Genomic DNA, 24,780 nt, shown 5'->3' on the forward strand with positions numbered 1-24,780 from the left:
TCTACTTTTTATCAACGCAGATAGGCGGCCTGGCGTCCCAGCAGATCGAGTACCTGCTGCGGCATATTGGCGCGCATTTGCCGTGACAGTTGTTCCAGGTGGTTGGACACCACCGTGATAGAGCCTACTTTCTGGTAGACGAGGGCCTTTTCGCGGGACAGCTGGGCCAGCATGTCTTTGGCACGCAGCCGGATTTCTTGCGCTCTTATCTTTTGTTGGGCGTTTAACGTGAAATCCTTTTCGAGCGCCCCCATACCCAACCTGAGGTTCTTCTCGAGAAACATGTAGGCGTAATCCGCGGCAATCACATCCCGATAGGTGGCAATCAGCTGCTCATTGGCTGTGGCAGAAGGAAACGATGCGCCGATCGACAGCATGCGGTAGACAGGCTCACTGGTCTGGTTCACAAAACCGACCTCCGGCGACATGTTGGGAATCGGTGTGCGCGTCTCGATTTTGTAAGCGATAGAACGCATCAGTTTTTCAACCTTGGCGGTAAATGGCGTGTGGACGTAGGCGGGATCCACGGTAACCTGGTCACACGTTGTAAAATTGTTGCACCGCAACACTGTTTGGTGGACGTTCCCGCCGCCAGCGTCCGACTGGCCATAGAGCAGCTGGGAGATGGAAGTGAAGGTCGGAGCAATTGGGTTGTCGTCTCGTCCTTCCGGATAGAAAATAACGGTGCCGACCATGCTCATGACCATTTCCCGCTCTTTGTCGTCCAGGTAGTTGCCAGCGAGCTTGAGCGATTCCCAGGTGAGGTTGCCGACGAACGGCGCCTTGTTTTTGACGAGGGGATCGGAGGATTTACGCGCGGCATCCAGAATGGAGCCCTTGTCGGACTTGCAGCGAACGGCTGCGGCGGCATAGTCCGATTCGAGGCCCAGCGAGACGGCGATGTCCTCGCAGGCCTTGCTGGAACTGAACCCCGTGGCCTCAGCGGCCGACGAGACCAGGGATTTGGCGGTGTTGCAGGAATTGATTTGTGCATTCGTCATCATGGACTCGAGGTTTTTGGTCCACTTGGTGATACCGCCGAGCATCGGGGACACCGATTCGAGCGCGAGCTGAAACGCTACGCCTGGCAGCGCGGAGGTGACGTTCTTGAGCATATTCTTGAATTCTGCAGCCGAAATGTAGGAGAACGAGCCGCCGAAAAGATCGATGCCACCGCACCCGGCTTTGGCCGTCGGGTAGTCGATGGCCATGAGTTGATAGGTCTTGTTCGGCGCGCGCAGCATCAGGCTGCCGCCACTGTAGGTGTTGTAGACCTGGCCGCGGAAGGCACCCGGCGCCGAGTAGTTGCCGATGGCGCCGAGGTCGTTGAACATCTTGTTGACTTCGGCATTCAAGTCACCTGCCAAGGCCGGATGGGTGTACAGGGTACTGGTCGACAGGGATAGTGCGATGATGAGTTTGCGCATAGGCATGATGAGCTCCTTAACGAGATGAAAGTGTTTTTCCAAAAAGTGTTTCGACGGTCTCAACGGCGCGCGGCCGCAAGGCGTCGATCCGTTCCACCAGCTGGCCTTCCGACAGCACACCAAAACCGACCGGCATGATCTTGCCGGTGATGGGCTGAGCAAGGAACAGCGCCGGCACTTGCTTGACGTTGAGCGTGGCGGCGGTACCGTTGTCGGTGCGGGCATTGGTAAAACCCGGCACCGCGCCGCCATCCAGGCTGACCGGCAGCACCTGGATACGGTATTTCGTGGAAAACGCCCGCAATACCGGCCCATAGGCATGGCAGTAAGGGCAATCGCCACGGAAGAAGAACATCAGAATGTGGTCGCTCCCGATGTTGGCGAGGGCGGAATATCTCTCCTGCATCTGCACCTGTTCAAATACCTCCAGCGCCTGGGCATTGACGGGGCGGCCCTGCGTGGTGGGGGTCCAGGTCCGGATTGGCCCACGCCACTTTCTGCGACAGGTCGGCGAACAGCGAGGCATTCCTGACGATCTTCGATTCGAGCTCCATGTAGCGGCGCACATTGGCGACAGTCGGGTTCATGACGGCGACGGCCTTCACCTGTTCCAGCTGCACCTGTAAATCGCGCAGCGCCTTGACTTCAGGCGGTGGCTGCGGCGTGGTGGGTTTTGGTAGCGAGACTGGCGCAGGCGGTACTACTTCCTTCTGCGGTTCGTGCATTGCCGGGTCGTCATAAAAATGCCAGCCGCGCCGCACAGCGGCCTGCGCGCCAGCCGCGTGGCCTTGTGCAGGGACACTGGCGGGAACCTGGGCGTGTACGGCTCCGCATGCGAGCAGCACTGCCAGACAGTATTGGTACCTTCTCATGGCGATTTCTCCAGGCGCAGATTGGCGGGCGGCTGGCCATTGCGGCAGTAATTGATGCCGATATCGATCGTTTGCCTATTTGGTGCCTGCCCCGGTGCGAGCCTGACGCCTTCCTGCCAAAAGCGGACGTTGAGCCGGCGGCAACCGTCCTGGGCGTAGCGGACCAGTGTCGTGACCTCCATGAAGATCGCAGAGGAGGCAGAAAAGCGCTTGGTGATCGCGTCCGCCAGGTCTCCCGTCAGCATGCCGGCTGCACGGCCGTCTGGTGCATCGATGGCCGCCAACATCAGTACTTTCGGATCGTTCACCGCCACGCGTGGCGCGGCTTCCGGGGCCGCACTGGCTGCGGCGCCGAGCATGGCGGAGCAAAGGGCAAGAGAAACTTTGTACGTCGTGGTTCGATTCAACATTTCCCTCTCCCCAGATAACAGGCTGGCGCACGCTGGGCGGCAGCATCCTTGACTGCCGCCACGTTGGGCAGCGTGGGCACGATCGAGGCATAGAACTCGGTCAGATCGAGCTTGGCAAAGTCGATGCTTTGCAATTGATCCACGCTAAAGCCGGAACAGGCAGGATTTTTGGTGCTCCCCAGCCCATGCCGAGCTGCGCCCTCCCCTGTTCGTTGATCATCCTGGACAGGCGCGAGTTAAAACAGCATTTGGAGGTCGTGTGCTCGATGCACGACACGCATTTCCCTAATACCCGGATGCAGGAGCTGCACCAGGTACCAATCGTGTGACATAGCTGGGCGCCCTCCTTCATCGCCAGCTTGCCCTCGCCAGCGTTGCAAGACATCATCGAGACCGCGATGTACATCACCGCAGTCATCGCCAGGCTCCAGGGATTGAACGCGATCGCCAGGTGTTCGGTGGTGGCCAGCGTGATGGAACCTGCCGGCAGCGCCGTGCCATTGACGGCCACCGTCACGCCGAAGGTCGTGTAACTGCCGCTAAAACCGCCACTGGTCAGCAATGCCTTGGCGCCTTGCGTGATGAACTCGCGGTTGCCACTGTTCATCAGGATGTCGAATACCAGGCGCGAGCCGATGCCAAACAGGGACTGGTTAGTAAAGTGGGCCCCGGCGCCATCGGTATAGCAGCAGTTTTTGAGGAGCCGGTTGCGGCAGGTATTACCCTCGCCGTTAAACAAAGTCATGGTCTTCGGATCGAGATAGACGCCGGCCTCGCGCACTGCCTCCATGTAAGTCATGACCTGTGCAAAGTCGACGTCATTCGTATAGCTAGTATTGAAGCATTGCGTGCCAAGACAGAATGTCTTGGGTGCGCAGGTGGCGCCGGCGGGACAGCCGGTGGTGTACGCGGCCAGCGCCGTCTCGGCACTCAGGGGATCGCGGGCGATGGCTTGCGCGGCGGCGATAGCCGGATCGGTGGCCAGCACGGGCGGGCGCGGCGTATTGGCCGAGTTCAGGGCACCCACTTGCGCCGCGCAGGCCGGGTCGCCGGGCGTCAGGGCGCAGGCCGCCAGGTGGGTATTGGCATCGCTTTTGAGGTTACTCTTGCCGTGGTAGACGGTTTCGGGAGGCGTGAGCGTATAGCCGGGCACGTGGGCAGTGGCGCTCTGGGTGGTGACGCTGGCCCGGGCCGCCTGGTTGGCAGCCGTGGCGGCGGCCAGATCCTGGTTGACTTGCGCCAGGACAATGGCAGGCTGCATGCTGCTCAAGCAGCAGGCGGTCGTCAAGGCGATCAAACGGCGCATGGCTATTTCCTCATCTTCTCCAGGAAGCGGCCGGCGCTGTCGGCGAAGCGCGGTGCGCGTTGCTGGATGGTTTTGAGCGCGTACTCAAGCGAGACGTCGCCGGCGACGCGAACATAAGCATCCGGCGCGAAACAACTACCTGCCCCGCAGGCCTGGGCGGGTGCACCGGCCCGCAGTAAAACGAAGGTCGGCGCCTGGCGTACGATAAAACGGTCAAATGCCTGCGGATCGATTTGCCATGCCACCTTGCGCTCGCCCATGATTTTTTGGACATGCACCACGGTTTTGACCAGTGATCCGTCGTCCAGGCCCCGTAGTAACAGGGTCGCCTGCAGCTGCGCCGCTTGCATCGCCAGTTTATTCAGCGCGGCTTCCGGCATGGCGAAGGTCACAAAGACCAGCAGCCTGTCGCCATTCAACGCGGAGAGCGCGATTGGATTGGATACCGCTTCATAGCCTTTGGCAATGGCGCCCAGATCGACGGGTGGCGTTGGGCGAGGCTGCGGCAAGGCGTCGATCCGCATCCGTGGCGTAGTGGGAGTTGGCCCTGGCGGCGGGTCTTGCGGCATGGGATTGGCCCGTACCGCGCGGGCGATATCCTGCTCGGTGATGACCGGCTGCAGCTTTTTGGCGCGTTCGATGTCCGCGTCGGTGATCGTTGGTATCGCCTGCGCCGCCACGGCCTGGGCCAGGAACAGAGAACTTAGCCCTGCCATGGTACGCAGTGCAGCAGGCCTGGCGCCCGCAGAGGGCACTTGGATCGGATTAGTAGCCAACACAGCAGTTCCTTTTTCGAAATAACATAAACGCAAAATCTTCGCCCTTGACCGGGTATTCCTTCCCCGCTCCCCAGGCGATGGTGGTGCGACCAAAAGGCTGGCAGCATTTGCCCAGTTCCTTGTCAGTGGCCGGAATCGGATACGTCAGCTGGGATTTGTAGGCCGTCTTGTCCATTTCCGGCAGGAAGTACGGACCGCACAGCCCTTTCTGGCCATGCATGCCCCATGTCAGCAGTTCTCGGTGCATCTTGGCGGTGAGGCGCTGCATCATCAATTCGGCGGTGCGCACCCCGCCTACGTGGTAGGCCGCGTGGCCATCGAGGGGGAAAAGACCTCCCTGGCAACCGGCGCACCAGAACAATTCCGGGCGGCCGAATCCCGCCGTGGCGGCAACGCAGTCGGCAGCGCAGGCGGCGACGGCGCCCGGATTGGCAAAGAGCACCGTTTCCGGATTGATAATGAGCGTGAGTTCGTCATCACTCCATAGCGGATCGACCTCGGTCATGTACGCGACATCGAAGGAGCCGGCTTCCAGGCAGGGAAAATCAGCGACCGCCTTAAGCCAGTACATGACCGGATTAACGTAGTAATGCGCCTGGTAGAAGGCGTCCTGGGCGCCGCCTGCGTCCGTGGCCCGGGCGGCTTCCGGCGCAGGAATGCCGGGATTGAGATCGATGCCACCGAGGGACACCAGGCAGAACGGTTTGCGCACCACTTCCACGTGGCGCACGGGTTCCCAAAAGCCAATGGACAGGCCGATCAGCGGATTGACTTTGCACGAACAAATCGGACTGGACGGATTGGCGGTGTCTTCCTGGCCGCCCAGGTTGCCCAGGGTGACGCTGCCCAGGGAAATCGGCAGGATGCATGACCAGCAGATATCCGTGATCGGGTTCGGGAAGGCGCCAGTGCAGGTTCCGACCGGCGCCGCCTGGGCATGGCCTGCCCCGATCAGGAGGAGGATCAAGCCGATGGTGTGTTTTAGTAGGCTCATTTGGCCACCACGATTTCGTCGATGCGAAGGCGCATGCCTTCCTGGTAGACCAAGGCCGGGACGTGTTCGATGCCAAAGCGCCGTACTAGCCTGCCCTGCTGATCGAAGTAGATCCGCGTCTTCCACTGTTTCATCAGCTGCAAATACGAGCCGCCGACGAGTACCGGCTTGATCCGCGCGCCATCGCGCTGGAGCAGGCTGCGTGCCAACTTTGCCTGCATAGGATCGCGCGCGTCAAAAAACATCAGCTTTTTCGACATAGACGTAATCGCGAGCGGGTTGGTGCGGGTGCCTGCGGGGAATAGGACGTGACCCTGTGCATCGAGGATGTTCTTGTCGAGCACATAGGTGGGGTCAACATACAGCGTCCGCGCTTCCTTCGCCGGCGTCAAACCTGCCACCGGGGCCGGATTGGCCACGGCCGCCCTGCCCTTGGCGACCGCCTGTTCCTGCAACTTGTGAAGCTGGCCGCTCTTTTCCAGCGCGCGCAGGCGCTGGGCAATCATGTCGAGCAAGTTTTTCTCGGCAATCGGATATGTCGGCCCGATCGCGGCCAGTTCCTCGGCCTCTGCCAATGCTCCCATGAGGCCACTGGCCAGCAACAGGACGGACAAAATCCGGCTGGTCAGCCCACCGCATAGCAGGCAGTGAAAGCCCCGTGTCGTGGGTGCGGGTTCAGGTAATGGCATGATTTGCTTTTCCTTCAAAAGATCGGAATGACGACGCCCAGGACCGCGTCGGCGCGTACCAGGCCATTGATGCTGTAGCGTGAATCGAAGCTGTCCGGGCTGGTGCCTTGTGCATAAAAATACGAGGGTGGAATCACCGTCTCGGCGATGGGTTCGAGCCGGAGACGTTTGACGGTGGTATGCGTCTTGGCAATGCCGACCTCCTCACCATTGACGAAAACGTGGCGATCCCGGACGGTCACTTTATCGCCGGCCACGCCGCGCACGATCTTGAAGAACGGCTGGTGGTACAGGCCGGGGAAGATGCGGTACGCCGCCCCTTCGAATGCATAGATCACATAATCCCCGCGACGGATGCCGTTCGCCCGGTAGTCGACCACTGCGACCGTGTAAGGCAAGCTGGGGGTCACGTTAAACAGAATAGGCAAGCGCGGTGTGGCATCGATAAACAGACGCACATAGGCGAGTGTCCAGATCACGACCAGCACCAGGTACAAATACCAGCGTCTGCGCACATGCTGAAAAAAATCACGGGTCACAGCTTCACCTTTTTCTGAGCAATGGAGTGAGATCAAGCAGCGTTGCGCGGCTGCCGATCACCGCCGTTTTGTCGACCACCAGGCATGCGCACTCTTGCGGCAATTGCGCCAACGCGGCAGCAAAACTGGGAACGAATCGTTCTGCATCGGATATCGCCTGCCGCCGTTCCATGTCGGTACGGCTGGCCGCCACCACGTTGAGGTACTGTTCCTGTTTTGCATTGAAGACGTTCGCCGCGTCGACTACCCCGATGACCAGCATCGGCCGCAGCACCAGCCGGTCATAGGCCGCAATGCCGATCGCCACGAAGCAGGCCGATACGAAGATATTGATCAGCATGATCCTCATTGAAGTCCCCTATCTGCCAGTACCCGGGCGATGGCCTCGTCGATGGAGTAGCCTTGGGCGCGCAGGGCGTCGATCGGCTTGTTATCGGCGAGTTTGTTCGAGAACAGCAGCTGTGTGGCGTGATCAATGACCAGGCGTACGACGCCTTCGCCGATGGGCGACGAGACGTACATTTCCGCAAAGGCCCCCGCTTCCGTGCGCAGCGATTTGAGCAGCCGCTTTTTGGCCGCATCCATGACGAGGCGCTTGTTGCTTTCCAGGATGTCAATCGACTCCGGTTTTTGCCGCAGCAGGAAAACCCAGTCGGAGCAATTGAAAGCGGCCGTCATTTGCACCGAACCGTAATAATCATCGGCACCCTGCGTCGCGGTGCCCAGTGCACCGCCATACTTGCGCGCACGCCGGGCTGCTTCTTCCACCACGGCGGCCTTGACCGGGTCGTCCGCACCGATCTCTCCAAGCTGTTGCTTGAGTTCATCGATGATCAGGAGCTTCTTGCGATCACGGTTCAGGTACATCTCTCCGGTGATCTGGTACATCTGCAGGATATTGACGACGGCATGCAGATCTGGCTTGCGTTTGAGTTCTTCGTTTTCGATCACGACGAAGTCATTCGAGAAGTCGACGTTATTCTTGCCCTCGAAGAAGCGTTCGTACTGCCCGTCCTTCGAGTATGGATTGAGCATGATGGCAAGATCGCGGATGCGGTCATCGCCTTTAATTTCGAGTTCGGCAATACTGCCGGTCTTGAATTCGTCGCGCAAAGCGGTGATCGTCAGATCATTGCCGTACGACTTCCATAGCTTCAGGAGGACCGTTGAAATGGCCTTATATTGCACTTCTTGCAATTGCTGACTCATGGAGCACATCTTCGCCAGGGCGGGCATTAGCATATCGATGTCTTCGTGAATGTCATTGACCGCTGTAAACGGGTTCAAAATGATCTTCGAGCGGGGGCTGAACTCGACATGCGTGCCATTGGCTTTCTTGCACAGCTTCTCGAACGAGCGTCCCAGATCGAGCAGGCGCACCTGCGCACCGCCGGAACGGTACGACCAAGCGATTTCGTTGAGGGTGACAGATTTACCCGATCCTGGTGCCCCCACGACGGCAAAATTGGGGTTGCCCAGGTCATTGTCATACAGGTCCAGCGTCACGAGCTGGCCGCGGCGGCCGGCGAAGATGAGCGTTGGCGTGTCGGTTCCTCGCCATTCCGCCAGCAGGGGCGCGAGATGGATGGCGTTCGCCATGGATTTGCGCGTCACCCGCTTCATCTTCTTCATATCATTGTGGAATGCGGGTGTCAGGGTCATGGGCAAGCTCGCCAGCAGTGCCTGGCGGTGCATGTACACATCGGCATTGAGTTCAAAGCCGCTGGCACGCCAGATTGCCTTGGCCGCTTCTGCCGCCGCCGTCGCCTCGGCGGGCGGGCAGAAAATGGCCAGCTGGTGGTACATCGAGACGAGGTTGCCGCCGACATCCATCGCGTTGGCGACTGCATTCCAGTCTTCCTGCTTCTTCTGCACGTCCGGCATAATGGCGGCCATCTTGCTGCCCGCGTTCTGTGTCGCGCGGATATGGTTCGCAGTAATCAATGTCCGCGTCGTGTTCGTATCGAGGATGTGCACGCCCATGGTGAGCAGGAACGGTGCACGGTACTGCAGTGCCGGTTGCATGACGTGGCCGATGAGCGCACCCATCTGCCAGAGGGCGAAACGTTCTGGAAACGATTTAATGGAGAAGAAGCGTGCTTCCACGTGCTGCGGCTTGCCTGGCTTCGAAAACCGGATGCCTTCGTTGGTCGGCTCCTGGACGGTATCGAAGTCCACAATCTGATCCCGCAGTTCCCTTCCCTCATCGTAGTGAATCCATGGGATGAAACCATCTGTGAGCCGGTGCGGATTGGTGAACAGTGCGCACCAGTTGATTAACGCGGCCGCATCGCATTCTTTGCTGGGTATAGAGGCGGCGTCAAGGGTGCTTGCCATCGAGTCGCGCAAACCAATCGCCGCTTCGCGCTGGCCGATATCATCGGCGCGTCCATCCACCGTGACGCTCATCATCAGTCGAAAGTCGCGCAGCGTAAAATGAAATCCCTTGGTCAGGGATTTCTGGCTCCCGGCCAGCAGATGATGCACGCGTTGGCGTGCCAGCTGGCGGTACAGGTTGCTGTTCCGGGCCGGACGGCCCCACTGCTGCGAGTTTTCATACTGATCCTCGTCTTCCTTGCGCATGTTGGCATATTGGATCAGCGGGGCGCGGATGTCCGGCGAGCCAAACAGATGAAATTGCACACCCGTGTTCGCGGGACAGTTGGTGTACAGGCTTTGCAGCACCTCCACCATACGTTCGTCGGCGCCGGCCTGGGGCATGAGTTCCAGCATGAAGCCGAGCCGGTGATGGCGATTGATGAACAGGTGCTCGCTGTCGACATAGGGACCGTATGGTAGCCAGCTGGAAAACTGATCCTTGGAAAACGCCTCGCCTCGGCTTAATCCAAACAGATCCCAGAGGCTAGCGCGGATCCCTTCGCCATCGATTTCTGGCATGAAGAACTTGAGCATATTTGTCCTCTCTGAATGCAATATCGCTATTGGTTTGTTGCCGGCGCTGGAGACGGCGCGCCTTCTGGAACCGGCGTGACGGCCCCGACTGGAGGATCGGCAAGCGCTCCCGCTGGCAGCGAGGTTGGCCGTGTTTCGGCGCCGGAGTTGGCCTGTCCAGAGGGAGACGCAGTACCCGAAGATGACGCCTGCTGAGGTGCGGGCGGTTTCAGGGGAGCAAAGGCATCACGGATCTGCCGCTGCGCGTGGGCGATCTGCCACCGGCCAGAGTCTGTCTGCAGGTAGACAAAGGACTGATCGTGGAGATCATGGTCGCTGTCCTCCCACGGCTTGATCCAGAGCCGCATGACGCGCGGCGGCGAGCGCAGTGCGGCGGGTTCGAACGCAGGCAGTCCCTGCATGGAACTGCCGCTGGAGGCCGCTTTGGCCATCGTGTACATGCTGCGCGGGGCTGCAGGTGGCCTGCCCTTGGCAGCTGCCCCTTTGGCCGCCGCGCCGCCGTCCAATGTCAACGAGTTGTAGTAATTGCCGGATACGGAGTTGCACTGCACGCCTTCCGGCGCCTTGCAAGCATATTCGGACTTGCCGCCCAGGCCTGTCATGTCGCCGCACCCGGCCAGGATCGTCAGGCAAACCGCTGTGACGGACAGGTTTGTGGCACAGAATGAAATCGATGGATTCAGTTGCATGATTACTCCTTTGGGTTCTTGCTGGCTTGGTGGCGCGACGCGGCTTGCGCCAGATGGGCCTCGATCTCGCTGGCACTGATAAAACCGGTTTCCCGTGCGCCATCAGCAAAGAAGAGGGTCGGCGTGCCCTGTACGCCCAATTTGCTGGCCAGGGCCAGGTTGCGGTCGAGCGGATGGGCGCATTGGGCCGGTGCGCCCTGCCCGTCCAAGGTGCCGCTGACGGCGCTGCGCCAGGCAGCGATGCGGTCGGTAGCACACCAGATGCGCAGAGGTAAAACCTGGTCCTGGAACGGCACCATGAAGTTGTAGATGCGCAGGTTCGGGATTTTCACCAGTTCCGGTTCGAGCTGACGGCAATACGAGCAATGCGGATCGGTGAAGAGATAAAGGACGCGTTCGCCCTTGCCCTGCGTAGAGACGATCGCATCGGCCAACGGCAATTGGCGTACATCGATAGCCGCTGCCGTCGGCGCTGCCGGGTTGGCGGCATTGCTCCGCTGCTGCAGTTTCGGTGCGGTCATGTCGCGCATGGCGCGCAAATCGACCAGGCGGCCAAAAATCATGTAGTCAGGGCGGGTATCGGCGACAAAGCCGACGTTCTCTCCCATCCACACCTCGAAGACGTGGGGATCGGCGTCGCCGTGACAGTATCAAAGGCCGTGCCGGGATAGGATCGCCTCAGCGCGGCGAGCAGTGTGTCCTCGGCCGTACTGGCGTGGGCGACCAATGTAGCGGCGCAGGTGAGAGCGGCGAGGGCCAGTCTAGTCGGTATCATCATTGGGAACCTCCATCGTGCGCTCGGCAAGGCCGAGCTGATCCTGCCGGTCCGCGTCACTGCGTGACATGGGCCGCGCGGGAATACGCACGCCACGGGTCAGCACCACGTCCACTTTGCGGCCCGCATGTACCTCGATGACGGGAAACGTCTGTTCGGCCAGCCGGATGTAATAGTTGGCCAGGTTGTTGAGCGCGCTCCCCATGCCGTTGCCAATGCCGCGGCGGAATTGATCGCCGGTGCCGCCGGTTGTTGTCGACAGGGTGCCAAACGGCGAAGTCGTAAATGAGGTGTTGCCTTGTGCAAAACCCTGGCCGATGCCGCTGACGATCCCGGCGCGCAGGCTGTTGGCCAGCAGCTGCCCCTGTTTGGAGACGAGCGTGCCGCGCAGCCCCAGGTTGCCATCCTCCCCAAAGATGTTGCCCTCGATCTTGACCTCGACCACCGAGCGGTCGTAGCGGATGCAGGAGAGCACGTCAGTGCGCAGGTACGCGCGCTCGGAACTGATGTCGCCATAGCCGGAGGCAACCACAAAGCATTCCTTGACGTCCGCGTGGAACTGATTCGGCAGGATGGCGGCGGCTGAAATCTTGATGAGTGCCGGCAGCGGATTGCTTTGGGCCTGGCCGCCCGTCGGCGCATCGATCCCACCGAGCAGTTCTCCCGGCAGGACGCCGACTGGGAGAAAGTCGTCCAGCGTATTTACTGGTTTCACCACATTGGCCCCGGCCTCCTTGGCGGCCCCGGTGTTCCCGCTGGAGTCTGTCGCTGCGCCCAGGGAGACGCGAATCATGGGGGCGGGCGTCTCCGGTGGCTCGTTTGGCCGCAGTACGCCGGTGTTGCCACTGGCTACGTCGGTGGCGGGCGGTCCTGGCGGCACGTTGCCACCGAGTGGCGTGCCTGGAGGGTACTGCAACGGAGCCGGCGCCGGTGGCTGGGGAATGGGCGGCGTGACGGACGCGGGCGGCGCTGGTGGCGGCCCTTGTTCTGCCGTGGCGGCCGTTTTTGCTTCCAGATCCGCCAGGCGCTTGAGCAAGGCTGCTTCGACGGCCTTGCGATCACTGTTGATTTTGTCTTGCGCTTCCTTGTCACTGTCATATTGGGCCAGCTTCTTGCCGGCATTGCCGACCCATTGATCTTCTGGCGATATCTGGCCCGGCACCATCATGCTGGCACCATCCACATTGACGGTGGCGCGTTTGTCGGTCGACTTGGGAAGCTGCCGGGCGGGGCTGCCGGACTCGGAATAGGCCAGTACCGCCCACAGGACGCCAATGCAGGCTGTCACGATACTGGCGGCGGCCAGGTACTGCTGCTGCCTGGGCGTCAACCGTGCCGTGCAGGATTTCAATGTTTGCATGATGCGCATGGCGGCTCACTCCCCTGCCCTGATGACATAGACTCGCGTGCTTTCATTCGGACGCAAGTTGAGGTTGTCGATGGCGACGGCCAGGACATCGCCATCGTCGCGGTCAAATTCCTGTTCTGCGAGCACCAGCGGCGCACCGCTGATATTGCTCAGTGCATAGGTCTCGCCGATGAGGCCACGGCCTTCAAACTGGCGGATGAGCTTCATTTCCGCTTCCGCCCACAGCAGGCGCGCTTCGTCGCGCTCTTCCATCCGGACGTCGTCGGGCACCTGCTCGGAAGCCATGAACATCAGCATCGATTTCAGGGAGCGGATGAATGTGGCGGACCTCCCCGGCGCCGCCCCGCCGGCATTGGCTGCCTTGACCTGGCGTCTGGCCGACTTGTCTGAGATCACGATGGTGTCTGCAGGAACCTCCGCGCGGTTCAGGCGCAAGGTATAGGTGGCCGTGGCGGACGAAATAAACAGGTTGATCGGCTTGGCAGCAGTGCCCACCGGTTGAATATAGATTTCGCCTTTGGCCAGGTCGCAGGCAAGCGACAGCTGGCCGCCGGGATTGACGGCAGTAACGCCACCTGGCGCCACGGGCAGGCTGGCGTCAGTCGGTTTGGGAGCACAGTTGCTGCTCGAGTAAATGTTGCCAACGACGTCGATGATCTTGGCGCCCTCGATGCGGATGCGCGTGGGTTCATGTGCGGCGATGACCGCCTCGATGGTGGCGCCGTCCCTGACCTCTCTGGTCTGTACGGCCCAGGCGGGCAGCTCAACGAGCCCCAGCAGCAGCCACGCCAGTGGCAGTATCCGGTTTTCCATCTTTCAACTCCTTGAAATCTTTCAAATGCACGCGCGCGCCCCTGAAGGCGAAGTCCACGCGGTAGGTCTTGAGGTTGTCGGAGGTATTGGCCCCGTTTACCTGGGTTTTGAGATAGCCGGTCATCGTGACCGATTGCGTTTCTTCGTCAGGTACCAGTTGCTGCATCTGGAAGTACGTGCTCGCATTGAGTTTCTTCAGTCTTGCCGCCTCCAGATCCTGGCGGGTCTTGATGCTGCCGGCGTTCTCCGGCAGGCACCAGCTGAGCAGCATGTCCTTCTTCCATTCGATCGACTTCGGCGTGACGTCCAGCATCAGGTAGGCGATATAGCCGGACATCTGCACCAGGTAATCGTTGCTGGCCTTACCATCCTCGATCCAAAACGTTTTATTGATAGCCGGCGGAACAATGACAGTGCGTTCCGTGCCCGCGATGCGGACAATGATGGTCAACGCCAGCATCAGGCAAACGGAAAGGATGCCAATGGCCAGGCGCTGGTCAAATACGCGGCGCCGTAGTGCACCCAGGTCATCCTGATAGGTTTCCAGTTTCACGGTGCTCTCCTTGGTACTACCCGACCATCTTGCGGATATGCGAAGGCGGGGTCGCGCGCATGGACGTCAACGGGCTGACAGGCAGGTACCAGTACGCCCAGTGCAGGACAAAGGCCGGATGCTTGTCCGCTTTTTGCGGCTGAGCCAGCGCGACACGGCAACACCGGCGCAGACCGCGAGGAAAAATCCGAGTTTGCTGCTGGCCAGATAGCCGACAAAGATGGAAAGGAGGACCGGAAAGGCAACATCAAAGTCCCAGAGGCCAATCTTCCACTGGTCGTCTAGCCGCCGGGGAATATAGGTATCGGCTTGCATGGCGTCCTCCTTTCGTCGATGTGCAGCGTATCGGTTGGCCTGGTTCAGATCGTGGCGCCCATGATGGAGCCGCCGATGATCAGCCCAACCGCGCCGAAAATCGCCAGGCCGATGTAGAACAGCACCGGACTGAAATTACGTAGGGCGGTCAGCGAGATCAGGGCCACCACGAAGCCGATGAAGCCGACCAGTGCTTTCACGCCAGGGGCCAGTGCGGCCAATTGCGTCAGCGCCGACGTCAGCGGGCCGGTGATACCGGTGAACGCGACGAGGTCGATGGCGGTAGCGGGGATCGCAGCGAGCAGGCCCAGGGTGATCAGGGTCAGCAGTGCCAGGACCTTGGCCGCAGTGGAGACGCGCAGGCCAAGCGGCCGCTTGCCGTGTTGTTTGAAAGGGAGAACGGTGACGTATTGCAGGGTGTTCATGTGCATTCCAATCGTGATCGTGAAGAAAATTGCCTAAAACTGTCTGTGCGGGCGGCCAGGTGATGCGGCATGGCGGCGTAGGGGGACCACGGACGGGGCATTGCCACGCGATCTTGCCCGGCCGGCACGTGACCCGTGCCGAAGTCAGGTTGATCAGGTGAGTTGGGGTTCTCATCTCTGCACCTGCCGAGGTGCGTCGGCGGTGAGGCTGAGCTCTACCCTCCGGTTGTTCTGGCGGCCCGTTTCGGTCGCGTTGGCGGCGGCGTAACAGCAAGCGCCGCTGCTTTCCACCTCAAGCTGGACAGCAGGCACGCGTAGATGGCGGCGCAGATAGCGCTCGACCCTGGCCGCGCGCTGGCGGGCAATGGCATCGTTCAAGGCAGGCGTACCGATGTTGTCTGTTCTGCCAGCGATACGAATATGGGACGCTGGCTGTACCAGCGTGAGAAATTGCTGCAGAGCGTGTTGCGCCGTTCTATCCAGACGGGAAGATCCCGGCGCAAAGTACACCGCAAGTTCGGTGAGATCGGACAAATCATTGTCGTTCGCCGCACCAGTTCCCGCGGTTGTCCCAGCCAGTGTCTGTTGGGCGCTGGCTGCCGCGATCGTGGTTTGCGGCACCTCTTCAATGTGCGCATCCCGTCTTGCCAGCGTCTTGGGCGTACGCGTGGGGCAAGCTGGATCGATACACAGGCCGAAGCGTGCATGGCTACCGTAGTGAAGCTGGGTGATGTGAAGCAGGTGGGGCCCAGGCGTCGCTGCGCGGGAAGACAATCCTGCAGGCCGTGGCTGGGTAGGCACATTTTCGCAGGAGGCCATCAGCAAGCTTGCTGCAGCCATTCCTGTGGCGGCGAGTGTGGCATGAGCAATAGAGCGTCTCATGTCAGCCCCACTGCCACCAGCGCAGGCTGCGTTGGGGCGACCGATTCAGCTCGCGTGTTTTTCTGAGTCCGGTACTTGTCCCGCGGTGTAGCGCGGCGTATTGCCGGCAGCCTGGTATTGGTGAGAAAGCCGTATACGCGCCAGGCGTAGCGGGTGCGCGTAGCTTGGCATTGGGCCGCATCCAGTTTGGTACACGAGGCGTTGTATGCTCCGATCGCCTCCCAGGTATTGCCGTACCTTTGCAGCTTTTCCACGAGAATACGGGAGCCAGCATGAATGTTTTTGCAGGGCTCACGCAGGTCTTGCTCGGTCACCCCCAAATTGCGTAGGACCCGTGGATCAGAATTGACACCCATATAACCGATATCCACGGTACCGGTTTGGCGCAGATGGCGGCGATTGACTGCGTTCGGATCCAGTGACGATTCCGCTTGAGCAATCGCATAGAGCAGCGGTGCCGGCACATTGTGGCGAATGGCGGCTTGATCCCAGCAAGCCCAGGCAGAACCCGGACAAACAACGAGGATCGCGATGAAGCACGAAAGAGACCGTTCCATGGCAAAGAGCAGGCATGCCCCCGAAAGCGTTGATCCAACCGGCGCGCGCAGACGCCGGACCAATAAGGGTGTAGATCGGGTAAGCCTGGCATCAGCCTGGCAAGGTCACTTCGGGTCGCATATCCGTTTGCGGTATGCCTTACGATCTGTCCTTTATGGCAGGTGGGATACTGCTCGCTCGGCGATATTGCGGCGTGCCTGTTCAAATATTTTGCTTTGCGCCCCGTCTTCCAGCAGAGCCAGGGCGATGCACGCGGTCGTAAACTGTCCCAGATCGAATCGAGGATGGGGATGCCGATTCATTTCTGACTTCTGCAGCGCCAGCAACAATACATACTGGGCGCGCCAGATTTCCTCTTGTCGACGCGGCATGCGTTGGTCGCGCAACACCATCCGGGTATGCAAAAACGAAAAAATATGCTTGGCGGGTTCCGGCTGCGCAAACACTCTCGCAATACAAGCACTAATCAGATCGGGGTGCCGCAATTTTGGCGAACAATTGTGATGATGGTTGAACAGCTGATCGAGCTGATGAAATTCCTCCAGCCATACCAGCGTACCGACCGTTTCCTCACACCCCGTCGATGAGGCCGCAGAACGATGCGTAGCGGCCTTGTGAGCAGAGGATGAGGACGGCATCGAACGATATTCAGTATTCATGGCAACTCGAAATCAAAAGTGATTACGTAGACATCATGCTAGCGCATCGCAGAATCAATGTTTGTCCAAAAGATCGCGCTTTTTGTGGACTATTTGGATTAACCCAGTTTCCCTTCGATAGGTAGCGATGGCTGCAGGGCTGTGAATGGGACGCTCACGCATAGTGCACTGCCATTTGCCCGGCCAGCCACGCAACCACGAACAACATGGCAGGTAGCAGAAACGGGGACAATTGAACAGGCAGCACACACGCGACAGCCAGCAGACAAACTAGAAAAATCGCTATCCCCATCGCTGCCGCGAACCACTCCGGGTGCTGCCTGGCGAATTCCAGGCGTTTAATTCGCCGGCGCACCAAAGCGTCCACGATACAGGCTGTCATCAGCACCACGAACGTTGACCACCACTGTACAAGGCCGGCCAGTCGATACAGCGCCAGCATGATCAACGTATCGAGCGAGCGGAAATAGCTGCTCTGAAAAAGCTGCAGACGTACCCGCCCCAGGCTATTGGCGATGGGTTGTGCGACCGGATCCCCCTTCACCTCGTGGGTGGGAACCGATCCAGGTTCGATGGCCAATGCAGCTTGATACTCAAACAATCGGCTCAACACGCGGCGTGCATACGGACTCCCCCAGCAATCCGCACTGGCGATATGTTCTGCCCGAATCTGCGCGACAAATCGCTGCGGGGGAAAGGCTGACGGCAGGTACAGCACCAGAATCAGGAGCACGCTCAGCGAAACAATGGCCGTCAACCGAATCAGCATGTCTCCCCCTTTTCCTTCTCTTCAAGGCTAGCATCGTCCACGCCAGGGTTGATCAGCGTAAACCGTCCCTTGTACACGTGGCCGCCGGAAACTGAGGCGAAAAACTGCAAATTGGGCAGCTTACCCAGGATCGATGGCGGCACCAACTCGTTGACTTCCTCGCTCAACTGCGTTGAATCGACCGCCGTATAATCCGTGAAATGGCCATCTCTGGCCGTGTTATGCCCCACTTTCATGTTATGGATGGTGGTCTGCCCCAGTGTTTCATTGATGAACTCCTGAGTGGGCTGATCCTTTGTTCGGAAAGCGATGAGGTTATTTAAGTTCCCCAATGCCATGCGTGCCGCCTCCTGGCTGCCAAGGCGTTTTGCCAGGTCGGCAATCGTCTGCATCGCGGCCGTGGTATACAGCCCTCCTTCTGCCCCCTTGTTCAGTATTTCAATCAACGGCTGATTGATCACGTTCGACAGCTCATCCACAAACAGGGAAATGCGCCGCTCTCCTCCCAGGTTGTAGCGAATTCCTGAGCGGGCCGCTAGGTCGGCAAGCGCCATGGCGCCGATTGCCGTTGCAACGGAAGGATCTGGCAACGAATCCAGACACAGCAGCAGTACATGTCCCGCGCGCTCGATCTTTTCCAGATTCATGATCGGGCGCTGGTCATCGGCATCAAACGGATCCGGAGACAGGCTTTTCCCCAGGTCTCCGGATGTCAGCATGGACAATATCGGTAAGAGATTGGCGGTTATTTTTTGATAATGTTCGCGGTTATGCTGAAATACCCGGACTTGCGAACTGATCACCGGATCACGCCGAGCCTCATGGACGTGGTGATCGTAGTACGTCACATACGCCAACAGTTCATGACTCGCGGCCGGCGTCGGCGATTTAATCTGGCCTCGTCGTGCTTTATCCAGCAAGCGCACCATCTCAGGCGTGCTACGCCACTGCATGCCAAGGAGCTCTTCGTAAAAACGCTCGAGCGCCTGTTCCAGGATGGGTTCGACGCCACCTTCAATATATTGCTTCAGCTTTGCCAAATTCGGGCGCCTCTCCAGCTGCACCATCCCTTGTACGACCACATTCACCGCGTCCCAACCAAATGCGCTGAACGTTCCCGCTGTGTCCGGCGGCATGATCGACTGAATACGGGAAGCGACTTCGGTAGGTTTTTGCCAATTGAACGTGAAGTCGAGACGAACACCCGTTTCCGGAAAGGCCGGATGAAACCAAAGAAAGCTGTCTGGCTCGCGATACAGTTGACATGCCTTCATGACCAGTCGCTTGAGGCGGCGTGAATTTTTCGGATCAATAATAATGACGACGTCGCCACGTCGGATGGCTTGAAAAATCAACCAGCCAAGGCATACCCCTTTGCCCGACTGAGTAGTCCCGACCACCAAGGTTCCACCTTCAAAGTTCTGCAAGGGCCGCGCCAACAAGCGCTCTTCCGACTCGACACCATGAATCCAGGGTAGGCCGATCTCTGCGTCGGATTGTGGATTCGGCTGATATCCCAGAGCCCGTATGAGCCAGGGAGAAATGGTCATTGCGCGGTAGTCGATCTTGATCAACTCGTAGAGGCGCTGAGAGTGTAGCGGCAGCCAGATAAAGCCCAGCCCAAACACGACCTGTTCAGGATCGCCTGTCCATGTCACCAGCCGGGAAATTGACACCATTTCCATCGCGCGGCCAGACAACGCGGCACGAGTACGTACGATGCGCAAGGCTTGCCGGCAGCGGATCAACGCTATGAGTATTGAACAAAAGATGAGAAGAAAACCTGCACGTGGTGGCAAATGATCAGGTATCAGAAAGCAAAAAATGGCGGCGGCGAGCATCCATGCCAGAGCGGCAGCCGCCTCAACGGGGCCACGCCATGGCATTTCGTACTGTCGCAGCAACATGGTCAACCTGCGTTCGAATTGATTGGGGGCTCCCCTGCTCCATCCATGCCCTCGATGAATTGGCGTGCGATGACTATACCGGCCAACACCTTGCCATGTAAGTTGTGATGCTCAACAGGCTCGGATCCTGCTGGCCCTGTGACCAGCATGTTGGCATCGGCAAGTGCACGTAGCGCCATCTTCGCATCCGCCTGTCGCGCCGCGAAGACATCCAAGGGGACAAACAGGCCTGACGCCATGGGATAGCATGCCGGAGGCAAGCTCGTATCATTGAGAGTCTGCACGATCGCTTGCAGTATCTTGGCAACACCTGGATTCAATCGAATCGGTGCGCGTAACGAGTAGTTCCCGATTGCCGACTGAATTGGTTCAGTATGTTTGACCTTCTTTGCCTTTCCTTGGCGGCCATCTGTACGTGGTTCGATACCGGCACTCCCCGCAACTGCAGGGATGGGTGGGATGGTTGGCAGCGACAACTGACGATCACTAGCATCCGGAGGGGTCTCTGGCGCAGGGCACTCTTCCTGAGCCTGGGATGGTGTCGCCCTCGCCTGCCGCAGCTTGATATCACTCTCCGTGGTGCGCTCCTCCTCATGCGATCCACTGAGAGCAATGTTCATGTCCAGCGCCACTGGTGACGGGTGTAAGACAGCAAGGACACAACCTGGCGTCACCAACTTCAACGCCTCCAAGGGTTCGGGGGCACCTGGTGGCCGGATAGACCAAACACAGTCACATTCGTCTGAATTCCTTGGCAGGACGATCCCGGCATCGTTCAAAATTTCCATGGCATCTACTGGCGAGGCCGGCAAGCCATACAATCCCTCGTCTTGCAGCAAGGTGAGTACGTCGCTGATACCGTTCGGCCACACCAGAAACAAACCATCCCGCCCAAGCCACATGCGGGACCGATCCGAATTGGGCACCCATCCCTGATGAGACTGCACCAACTCGCGCATCGCGTTCAGGAGAAACCTCGCAAGGTAGGCTCTCGCCCGCGCCCTACCTGCCGGCGCATCAGCGTCGCGCAAGTCGCGGTGTATCACCAAAGTCGATGCTCGATTGACGAGATGATCAATGACATTATGATCTTGATACCTCACCTCACCACTGATCGCCGCAAACATATGGGCGACGATCGTCGAGCCGTCCTGGGTCAGGTAGGCCAACGTGTCGGTCGGCAGGATCATCGGTAGCGCGAACAACGACAGGGAGCGGCATTCCTGCCTGGCCTCCCCCATTTTACAAACAGACGGCCAACCTCGTGTTTGTGGATCCATTCCCCGAGGGATGTCAGGTATGGTTGCCACACGGTTCCATGCGCGTCACTCACGACAACAGTGTCTAACGCGCGGTAGAGGTATGCGCATAGGCCTGCGGCGAAGGTGCCGAAGCGCCAGCGTGGCTCCAACTGTCGACGAGTAGAAATCGTCGCTCTGCCAGCAAAAATCTGCGAATCGGTCGCTTGTAATGCAAAGAACGCCGTCTCCAGCCCCAGGCGTGCTAAACCTCCTGGGCGAGCAAAAAAACTGTCCTGCGTCGCAGGCAATACGTTCACGTAAGCGATGTACTTCCTGATGAGCGGAAGCATTTCCTTGGCAAAGGCATTCGCATCGCCGCCATAAGCCAATTTAATGCGCCCCAGGATATCCCGATTATCGTCCAAGATCGCATCGACACTACGGGGACGCATCCCGCCGTCACGCGTTTGAGCGGGTTGGGGCAGTGAACGTTGCGGACAGATGGGCGCGGCCTGCCGGCCGCGATCACATTGGTGATCGTGGCCAAGCCAACCCAGGTACTTGAGGATATTCACACCGGCCATAAGAATCACTCACTTGGCTAGGTGAGCATTATGGCTATGCAGATCGACTTACATCCAGGTGAAAGCCCGCCCTCCGCTGCGATCATTCATCGACACACGGCTCGATCACCGATTAACAAGCGCCTTGCTTTGACAATGCTAAATGTACAAGAAAGTGAGCCGCGATATTGGACCCGAGCATATCGGCCGGCACTACCGTAGCCAAAGGCGTACCCCTGCTGAAAGCACGTTCGCAATCCTGTCGCTGACTGCCGTGTACGTCCGCTTCCGCCCCGAAGCGGACGCATGCGTACCTCAGCTGCGAGATTGGCTTCGGCCGCTATCGAACGTTCTCGCGCAGCCAAGTTGCGAGCGAAGGCCACTCGACACGTTTTTCTTTTGGCGTGTAGGGATTGGCCTCCCAACAGACCATTGCCTCCCTATGATCACTGTCTTTGTGAACAAGCGCCCCAAAACTGTCTTTCCATCTGACCTCGAACGAGGCTCCGCAATCGATAATCTTCAAGTCTGGCAGATCTGAACAGTATTGCTCTAATCGCTCTTGCACCTTATGCATGGTAGTCCTCGATATCTGGAGCGCATAAGCGTTCGCTGGGTCCGCTTTTGGCCGAAGGCCGCCGTCAGCCCCACTGCAATTATTGGCATCGTAGCCATTCATCCCAAATTTGAGAAGCGAGGTCACGATAATCGGTTATCGGCCCGGCAGTCTCGCTGTCGAACCATCTACAAAATTCCTCGTGAACTATAAGTTGCACATCGGCTTCAGATTTGGCATGCCTCAGTCGGGGAATAATTGTCCCGACCTCTAGTTCGTATTCGTCTGTGTTCGTTTCAAAATTAATACCAATTGGGTCAGCCTCGAACAGTAGCTTTGATAGCACATCGAAGAGCTCACGATACTGTAGTCGAACAGCCTTTCTCTTCTCTATCTCGATGCTAACCATCAATACTATCCTGTTTTCCGGCTATAAAAATGACAGTCTGCTCCTGGCCGAATGCCGCCTAAATTTAGTGATGAATCATTGGCCCATCCACTGGATTTCAGGTGTTCTCACCTGCAGCGGCAACCAGTACTTCAGTGCATTTATTGCAGTCTCGACGGTCAATCCATCCACAAAAAACCCTCGATGCTCGTGTGCTTGTACCGTGGCTCGACCTTGTGCATCTACGTTAATTATAAAATTGCCATAGTCGATGCCGTCGCCGAGGCACGCGACAAAAAGGTCCGATTCAGGCTTCAGATTGACAATCGAGAACGTCAGAACATCATCCTCGCTAAGGGACCTGAACTCCAATTGAGTTGGCTTTTTCCCTAAGGTCTCGAACTCTACATAGTAATGTGCTGCTAATCGCATTGTGCTTTATCTTATAGTGGCTGAAGCTTAGTTCTGCCGAATGTCTGCTACTGGCCGGTTGCCGCCTAGCCGAAAACCTGTTTGTACCAATACATTTTCGGAGCAGCAAACCAACCTTCATTCCTGATATTTCTAAACTGAGCCAGCTGCTTCATGGGTATTTGATACCGAGAAAAAAGTGCTAGCAAGTCCCGTAAGGACGCTTGATTGAGATTCGATGACCTCATCACAAGAGTATCTTGCTCCCACCGAAGCGTGCCCGAAATTTGCATGCCCCACTCGAACAAATGTCGTTCGTCAAGTTGCGAGGCGAAGGTGATGCCAGAACAGTCAAGTCGAACCATCAATTCTTTCCATTCATTGCTCTGAGTGCTTTCCAATGGCTGCTTCTGGCCGGTTGCCGCCGTTCATGTGAGACAGCTTCCGCCCCGAAGCGGACAATTTCGATCTGGCCGATGCGGACCTTAGAGGCACGCAGGTGCCCACATACAGCCAGGTACAAATGAAACAATAAGGTACGCTAAGCAAGACCAAACGCTAACGGCCACAACCCAAAGCAGTTTCCTCACCAAAGAATAGGAAAAATAGCTTACGGTGAGAACTGCAGCACCCAGTGCCAGAAAGAGGGAAATTGGCTCAATAAATTCAGGGAAGGGCCACGGCAGCCGGTACTGCCAGTACATCAGCGCGATTTTGGAGACGGGGACACATCCTGCTGCGAAAGCAAGCGCCGGGACGCTCGCATATCGAGGGCGTACTTTAAAATTCATGCTATCCATAAATGCCCGCTGTTGGCCGTTAGCTGAACAAATATTCGTCGGCAAATGGAATCATGCCGGCTTCATGCCTTAGTCTGCCACTTGACATCTTTCGGGGATAATCCGAAAAATTGCACCAGCAGCGTAACTGCTGAATGGACATGGCAGGAGGCATCCACATATAGAGCTGTTAGTCCCGATGGGCTGTTGTCGTGCCTCATGATCAAAACCGTCCCCACTCCATCAATTTGTACATAGGCCCCCTCGAACCAGTCGAGGTCATCTTTATCTCTAAAGATGGTGGCATCAGTATCAACGATTAGCTCAACTGGAGTGCGCAGGGTAGCGATGATAGGTTTGCAGTCCCCACTCGGCCATACAAGGCCAGTCTGTTTACTCACTTGAGCCGCCCACCTATCAAAGAGAAAAATGAAATACCACAGGCAATACAAAGGCCCGCTTCTGGCCGATAGCGGACGATCTGAATAGCTCAGTGTACGATATTATTGCTTTAATGGCAAGCAAGGAGTTTGTTATGGGTTCAAGCCTGATGTTGGATCGCAATACAAAACTATCAGGGCATCACTACAAAGAACGCAGAAAAAACCATGCCATGACTAATTTTTCTCTACATTCAGGCGCAAGTCAGGGTTGCCGGCAAAGCTCGATTGAATACGGGAATCAGTGGCATACCGTTTAACGAGCTTGCAGAACACACATCCGGAGTGATCCGCCGAGGTATCCCCGAGTGCGATCAGATAGCGGCAGCGGCAACGCGGGCAGGTATGCAGCGCCAACTGCGATGAATGGTGGGTCCAAATGCCCTCTACGCTAGCGATCAGCTCGAAAGCTCGGTCAAACGAAATGCTGGACCGGCCAGTCCATCGCTCTCGATACATTTTATAGGCGTACACCATGGCCTTGCGTGCCGAGCATGCATGTTGCGTACGCAGGAAATGAAAAATAGTAGCGATCAGTGACGCCTCGGCACGTTGCACCACGGTCGCCATGTGGTACCAATCCTGCGAGCTAGGCCATCGACCGCCGGTGGCCGCCCGGTCATTGTAGAAATATTCCCGTAGCAGTGATGCACTCAATCCGGTCAAATAGGCGACGGTTTTCATGCGCGCGCCCTGTTCGACGCAGGATTTGGCAAGCTGCAGGGCCTGAATGTGTCGCTCAGCATGTTCGTACGCCAT

Annotated in this window: 28 protein-coding genes and 1 pseudogene; all 29 read right to left on the bottom strand. The window is 58.3% G+C overall.

The features are described from left to right. Positions 1–11 precede the first annotated feature (11 nt). Positions 12–1,433 (bottom strand): conjugal transfer protein TraH, encoded by a 1,422-nt coding sequence (locus ACRHIG_RS21120; RefSeq protein WP_489627797.1) that lies wholly within the window; start codon positions 1,431–1,433, stop codon positions 12–14. A gap of 10 nt (positions 1,434–1,443) precedes the next feature. Beyond that, positions 1,444–1,833, bottom strand: coding sequence for a conjugal transfer protein TraF (gene traF / locus ACRHIG_RS21125; protein WP_489630853.1), 390 nt, complete (start codon positions 1,831–1,833; stop codon positions 1,444–1,446). Between the two features lie 10 nt (positions 1,834–1,843). Next, positions 1,844–2,152 (bottom strand): conjugal transfer protein TraF, encoded by a 309-nt coding sequence (gene traF, locus ACRHIG_RS21130; RefSeq protein WP_489627798.1) that lies wholly within the window; start codon positions 2,150–2,152, stop codon positions 1,844–1,846. Between the two features lie 143 nt (positions 2,153–2,295). Continuing rightward, positions 2,296–2,709: a hypothetical protein gene (locus tag ACRHIG_RS21135; RefSeq protein ID WP_489627799.1), complete on the bottom strand. Its 414-nt coding sequence runs from the start codon at positions 2,707–2,709 to the stop codon at positions 2,296–2,298. Between the two features lie 100 nt (positions 2,710–2,809). Beyond that, complete coding sequence (traN, locus tag ACRHIG_RS21140; RefSeq protein WP_489627800.1) at positions 2,810–4,015, bottom strand: conjugal transfer protein TraN; 1,206 nt, start codon at positions 4,013–4,015, stop codon at positions 2,810–2,812. Positions 4,016–4,017: 2 nt separating this feature from the next. Further along, complete coding sequence (gene trbC, locus ACRHIG_RS21145) at positions 4,018–4,731, bottom strand: type-F conjugative transfer system pilin assembly protein TrbC (RefSeq protein ID WP_489627801.1); 714 nt, start codon at positions 4,729–4,731, stop codon at positions 4,018–4,020. A gap of 49 nt (positions 4,732–4,780) precedes the next feature. Next, positions 4,781–5,788, bottom strand: a complete 1,008-nt coding sequence (locus tag ACRHIG_RS21150; protein ID WP_489627802.1) for a TraU family protein — start codon at positions 5,786–5,788, stop codon at positions 4,781–4,783. Next, positions 5,785–6,477, bottom strand: a complete 693-nt coding sequence (traW, locus tag ACRHIG_RS21155) for a type-F conjugative transfer system protein TraW (protein ID WP_489627803.1) — start codon at positions 6,475–6,477, stop codon at positions 5,785–5,787. The genes ACRHIG_RS21150 and traW overlap by 4 nt, the downstream gene beginning before the upstream one ends. Positions 6,478–6,491: 14 nt before the next feature. After that, a complete protein-coding gene (gene traF, locus ACRHIG_RS21160; RefSeq protein WP_489627804.1) occupies positions 6,492–7,016 on the bottom strand; it encodes a conjugative transfer signal peptidase TraF in 525 nt (174 codons plus the stop codon). Positions 7,017–7,020: 4 nt separating this feature from the next. After that, on the bottom strand, positions 7,021–7,356 hold the full coding sequence (locus ACRHIG_RS21165; RefSeq protein WP_489627805.1) for a hypothetical protein: 336 nt from the start codon (positions 7,354–7,356) through the stop codon (positions 7,021–7,023). A 5-nt stretch (positions 7,357–7,361) separates the two neighbouring features. Then, positions 7,362–9,929, bottom strand: a complete 2,568-nt coding sequence (gene traC, locus ACRHIG_RS21170) for a type IV secretion system protein TraC (RefSeq protein WP_489627806.1) — start codon at positions 9,927–9,929, stop codon at positions 7,362–7,364. A gap of 26 nt (positions 9,930–9,955) precedes the next feature. Then, a complete protein-coding gene (locus tag ACRHIG_RS21175; protein ID WP_489627807.1) occupies positions 9,956–10,618 on the bottom strand; it encodes a TraV family lipoprotein in 663 nt (220 codons plus the stop codon). Positions 10,619–10,620: 2 nt separating this feature from the next. Further along, positions 10,621–11,181, bottom strand: a complete 561-nt coding sequence (locus tag ACRHIG_RS21180) for a DsbC family protein (protein WP_489627808.1) — start codon at positions 11,179–11,181, stop codon at positions 10,621–10,623. A gap of 198 nt (positions 11,182–11,379) precedes the next feature. Next, a complete protein-coding gene (locus ACRHIG_RS21185; RefSeq protein WP_489627809.1) occupies positions 11,380–12,762 on the bottom strand; it encodes a TraB/VirB10 family protein in 1,383 nt (460 codons plus the stop codon). A gap of 6 nt (positions 12,763–12,768) precedes the next feature. Next, on the bottom strand, positions 12,769–13,575 hold the full coding sequence (locus ACRHIG_RS21190) for a type-F conjugative transfer system secretin TraK (protein ID WP_489627810.1): 807 nt from the start codon (positions 13,573–13,575) through the stop codon (positions 12,769–12,771). After that, complete coding sequence (gene traE / locus ACRHIG_RS21195; protein WP_076572811.1) at positions 13,526–14,128, bottom strand: type IV conjugative transfer system protein TraE; 603 nt, start codon at positions 14,126–14,128, stop codon at positions 13,526–13,528. The genes ACRHIG_RS21190 and traE overlap by 50 nt, the downstream gene beginning before the upstream one ends. Positions 14,129–14,144: 16 nt before the next feature. Next, positions 14,145–14,234 carry a type IV conjugative transfer system protein TraL gene (gene traL / locus ACRHIG_RS21200; RefSeq protein WP_489630854.1) on the bottom strand — a complete coding sequence of 30 codons (90 nt, stop codon included), beginning with the start codon at positions 14,232–14,234 and terminating at the stop codon, positions 14,145–14,147. Then, positions 14,211–14,443: pseudogene (traL, locus tag ACRHIG_RS21205) on the bottom strand (type IV conjugative transfer system protein TraL); the annotation flags it as partial. The gene traL (ACRHIG_RS21200) and the pseudogene traL (ACRHIG_RS21205), both read right to left, overlap by 24 nt. Positions 14,444–14,487: 44 nt before the next feature. Further along, positions 14,488–14,868 carry a hypothetical protein gene (locus ACRHIG_RS21210; protein WP_489627811.1) on the bottom strand — a complete coding sequence of 127 codons (381 nt, stop codon included), beginning with the start codon at positions 14,866–14,868 and terminating at the stop codon, positions 14,488–14,490. A gap of 171 nt (positions 14,869–15,039) precedes the next feature. Beyond that, positions 15,040–15,687 (bottom strand): OmpA family protein, encoded by a 648-nt coding sequence (locus ACRHIG_RS21215; protein WP_489630855.1) that lies wholly within the window; start codon positions 15,685–15,687, stop codon positions 15,040–15,042. Between the two features lie 59 nt (positions 15,688–15,746). Next, positions 15,747–16,307 carry a transglycosylase SLT domain-containing protein gene (locus tag ACRHIG_RS21220; protein ID WP_489627812.1) on the bottom strand — a complete coding sequence of 187 codons (561 nt, stop codon included), beginning with the start codon at positions 16,305–16,307 and terminating at the stop codon, positions 15,747–15,749. A gap of 153 nt (positions 16,308–16,460) precedes the next feature. Further along, entirely contained in the window at positions 16,461–16,967 is a 507-nt protein-coding gene (locus ACRHIG_RS21225; RefSeq protein ID WP_489627813.1) for a hypothetical protein, read from the bottom strand. A gap of 154 nt (positions 16,968–17,121) precedes the next feature. Continuing rightward, a complete protein-coding gene (locus tag ACRHIG_RS21230) occupies positions 17,122–17,736 on the bottom strand; it encodes an IncC plasmid conjugative DNA transfer DtrJ family protein (RefSeq protein WP_489627814.1) in 615 nt (204 codons plus the stop codon). After that, the gene (gene traD, locus ACRHIG_RS21235; protein ID WP_489627815.1) at positions 17,730–19,643 is read right to left on the bottom strand and encodes a conjugative transfer system coupling protein TraD; all 1,914 of its coding nucleotides are present in this window, start codon (positions 19,641–19,643) and stop codon (positions 17,730–17,732) included. The genes ACRHIG_RS21230 and traD overlap by 7 nt, the downstream gene beginning before the upstream one ends. A 2-nt stretch (positions 19,644–19,645) precedes the next feature. Further along, the gene (locus ACRHIG_RS21240; protein ID WP_489627816.1) at positions 19,646–20,833 is read right to left on the bottom strand and encodes a TraI domain-containing protein; all 1,188 of its coding nucleotides are present in this window, start codon (positions 20,831–20,833) and stop codon (positions 19,646–19,648) included. Further along, complete coding sequence (locus ACRHIG_RS21245) at positions 20,830–21,459, bottom strand: TraI domain-containing protein (RefSeq protein WP_489627817.1); 630 nt, start codon at positions 21,457–21,459, stop codon at positions 20,830–20,832. Before ACRHIG_RS21245 ends, ACRHIG_RS21240 begins: the two co-directional genes overlap by 4 nt. Before the next feature lie 1,028 nt (positions 21,460–22,487). Further along, the gene (locus ACRHIG_RS21250) at positions 22,488–22,823 is read right to left on the bottom strand and encodes a hypothetical protein (RefSeq protein WP_422726847.1); all 336 of its coding nucleotides are present in this window, start codon (positions 22,821–22,823) and stop codon (positions 22,488–22,490) included. Positions 22,824–23,664: 841 nt separating this feature from the next. Then, on the bottom strand, positions 23,665–23,982 hold the full coding sequence (locus tag ACRHIG_RS21255; RefSeq protein WP_489627818.1) for a hypothetical protein: 318 nt from the start codon (positions 23,980–23,982) through the stop codon (positions 23,665–23,667). A 216-nt stretch (positions 23,983–24,198) separates the two neighbouring features. Beyond that, positions 24,199–24,780 (bottom strand): FlhC family transcriptional regulator, encoded by a 582-nt coding sequence (locus ACRHIG_RS21260; RefSeq protein WP_489627819.1) that lies wholly within the window; start codon positions 24,778–24,780, stop codon positions 24,199–24,201.

This window comes from Janthinobacterium sp. C22 (assembly GCF_057919405.1).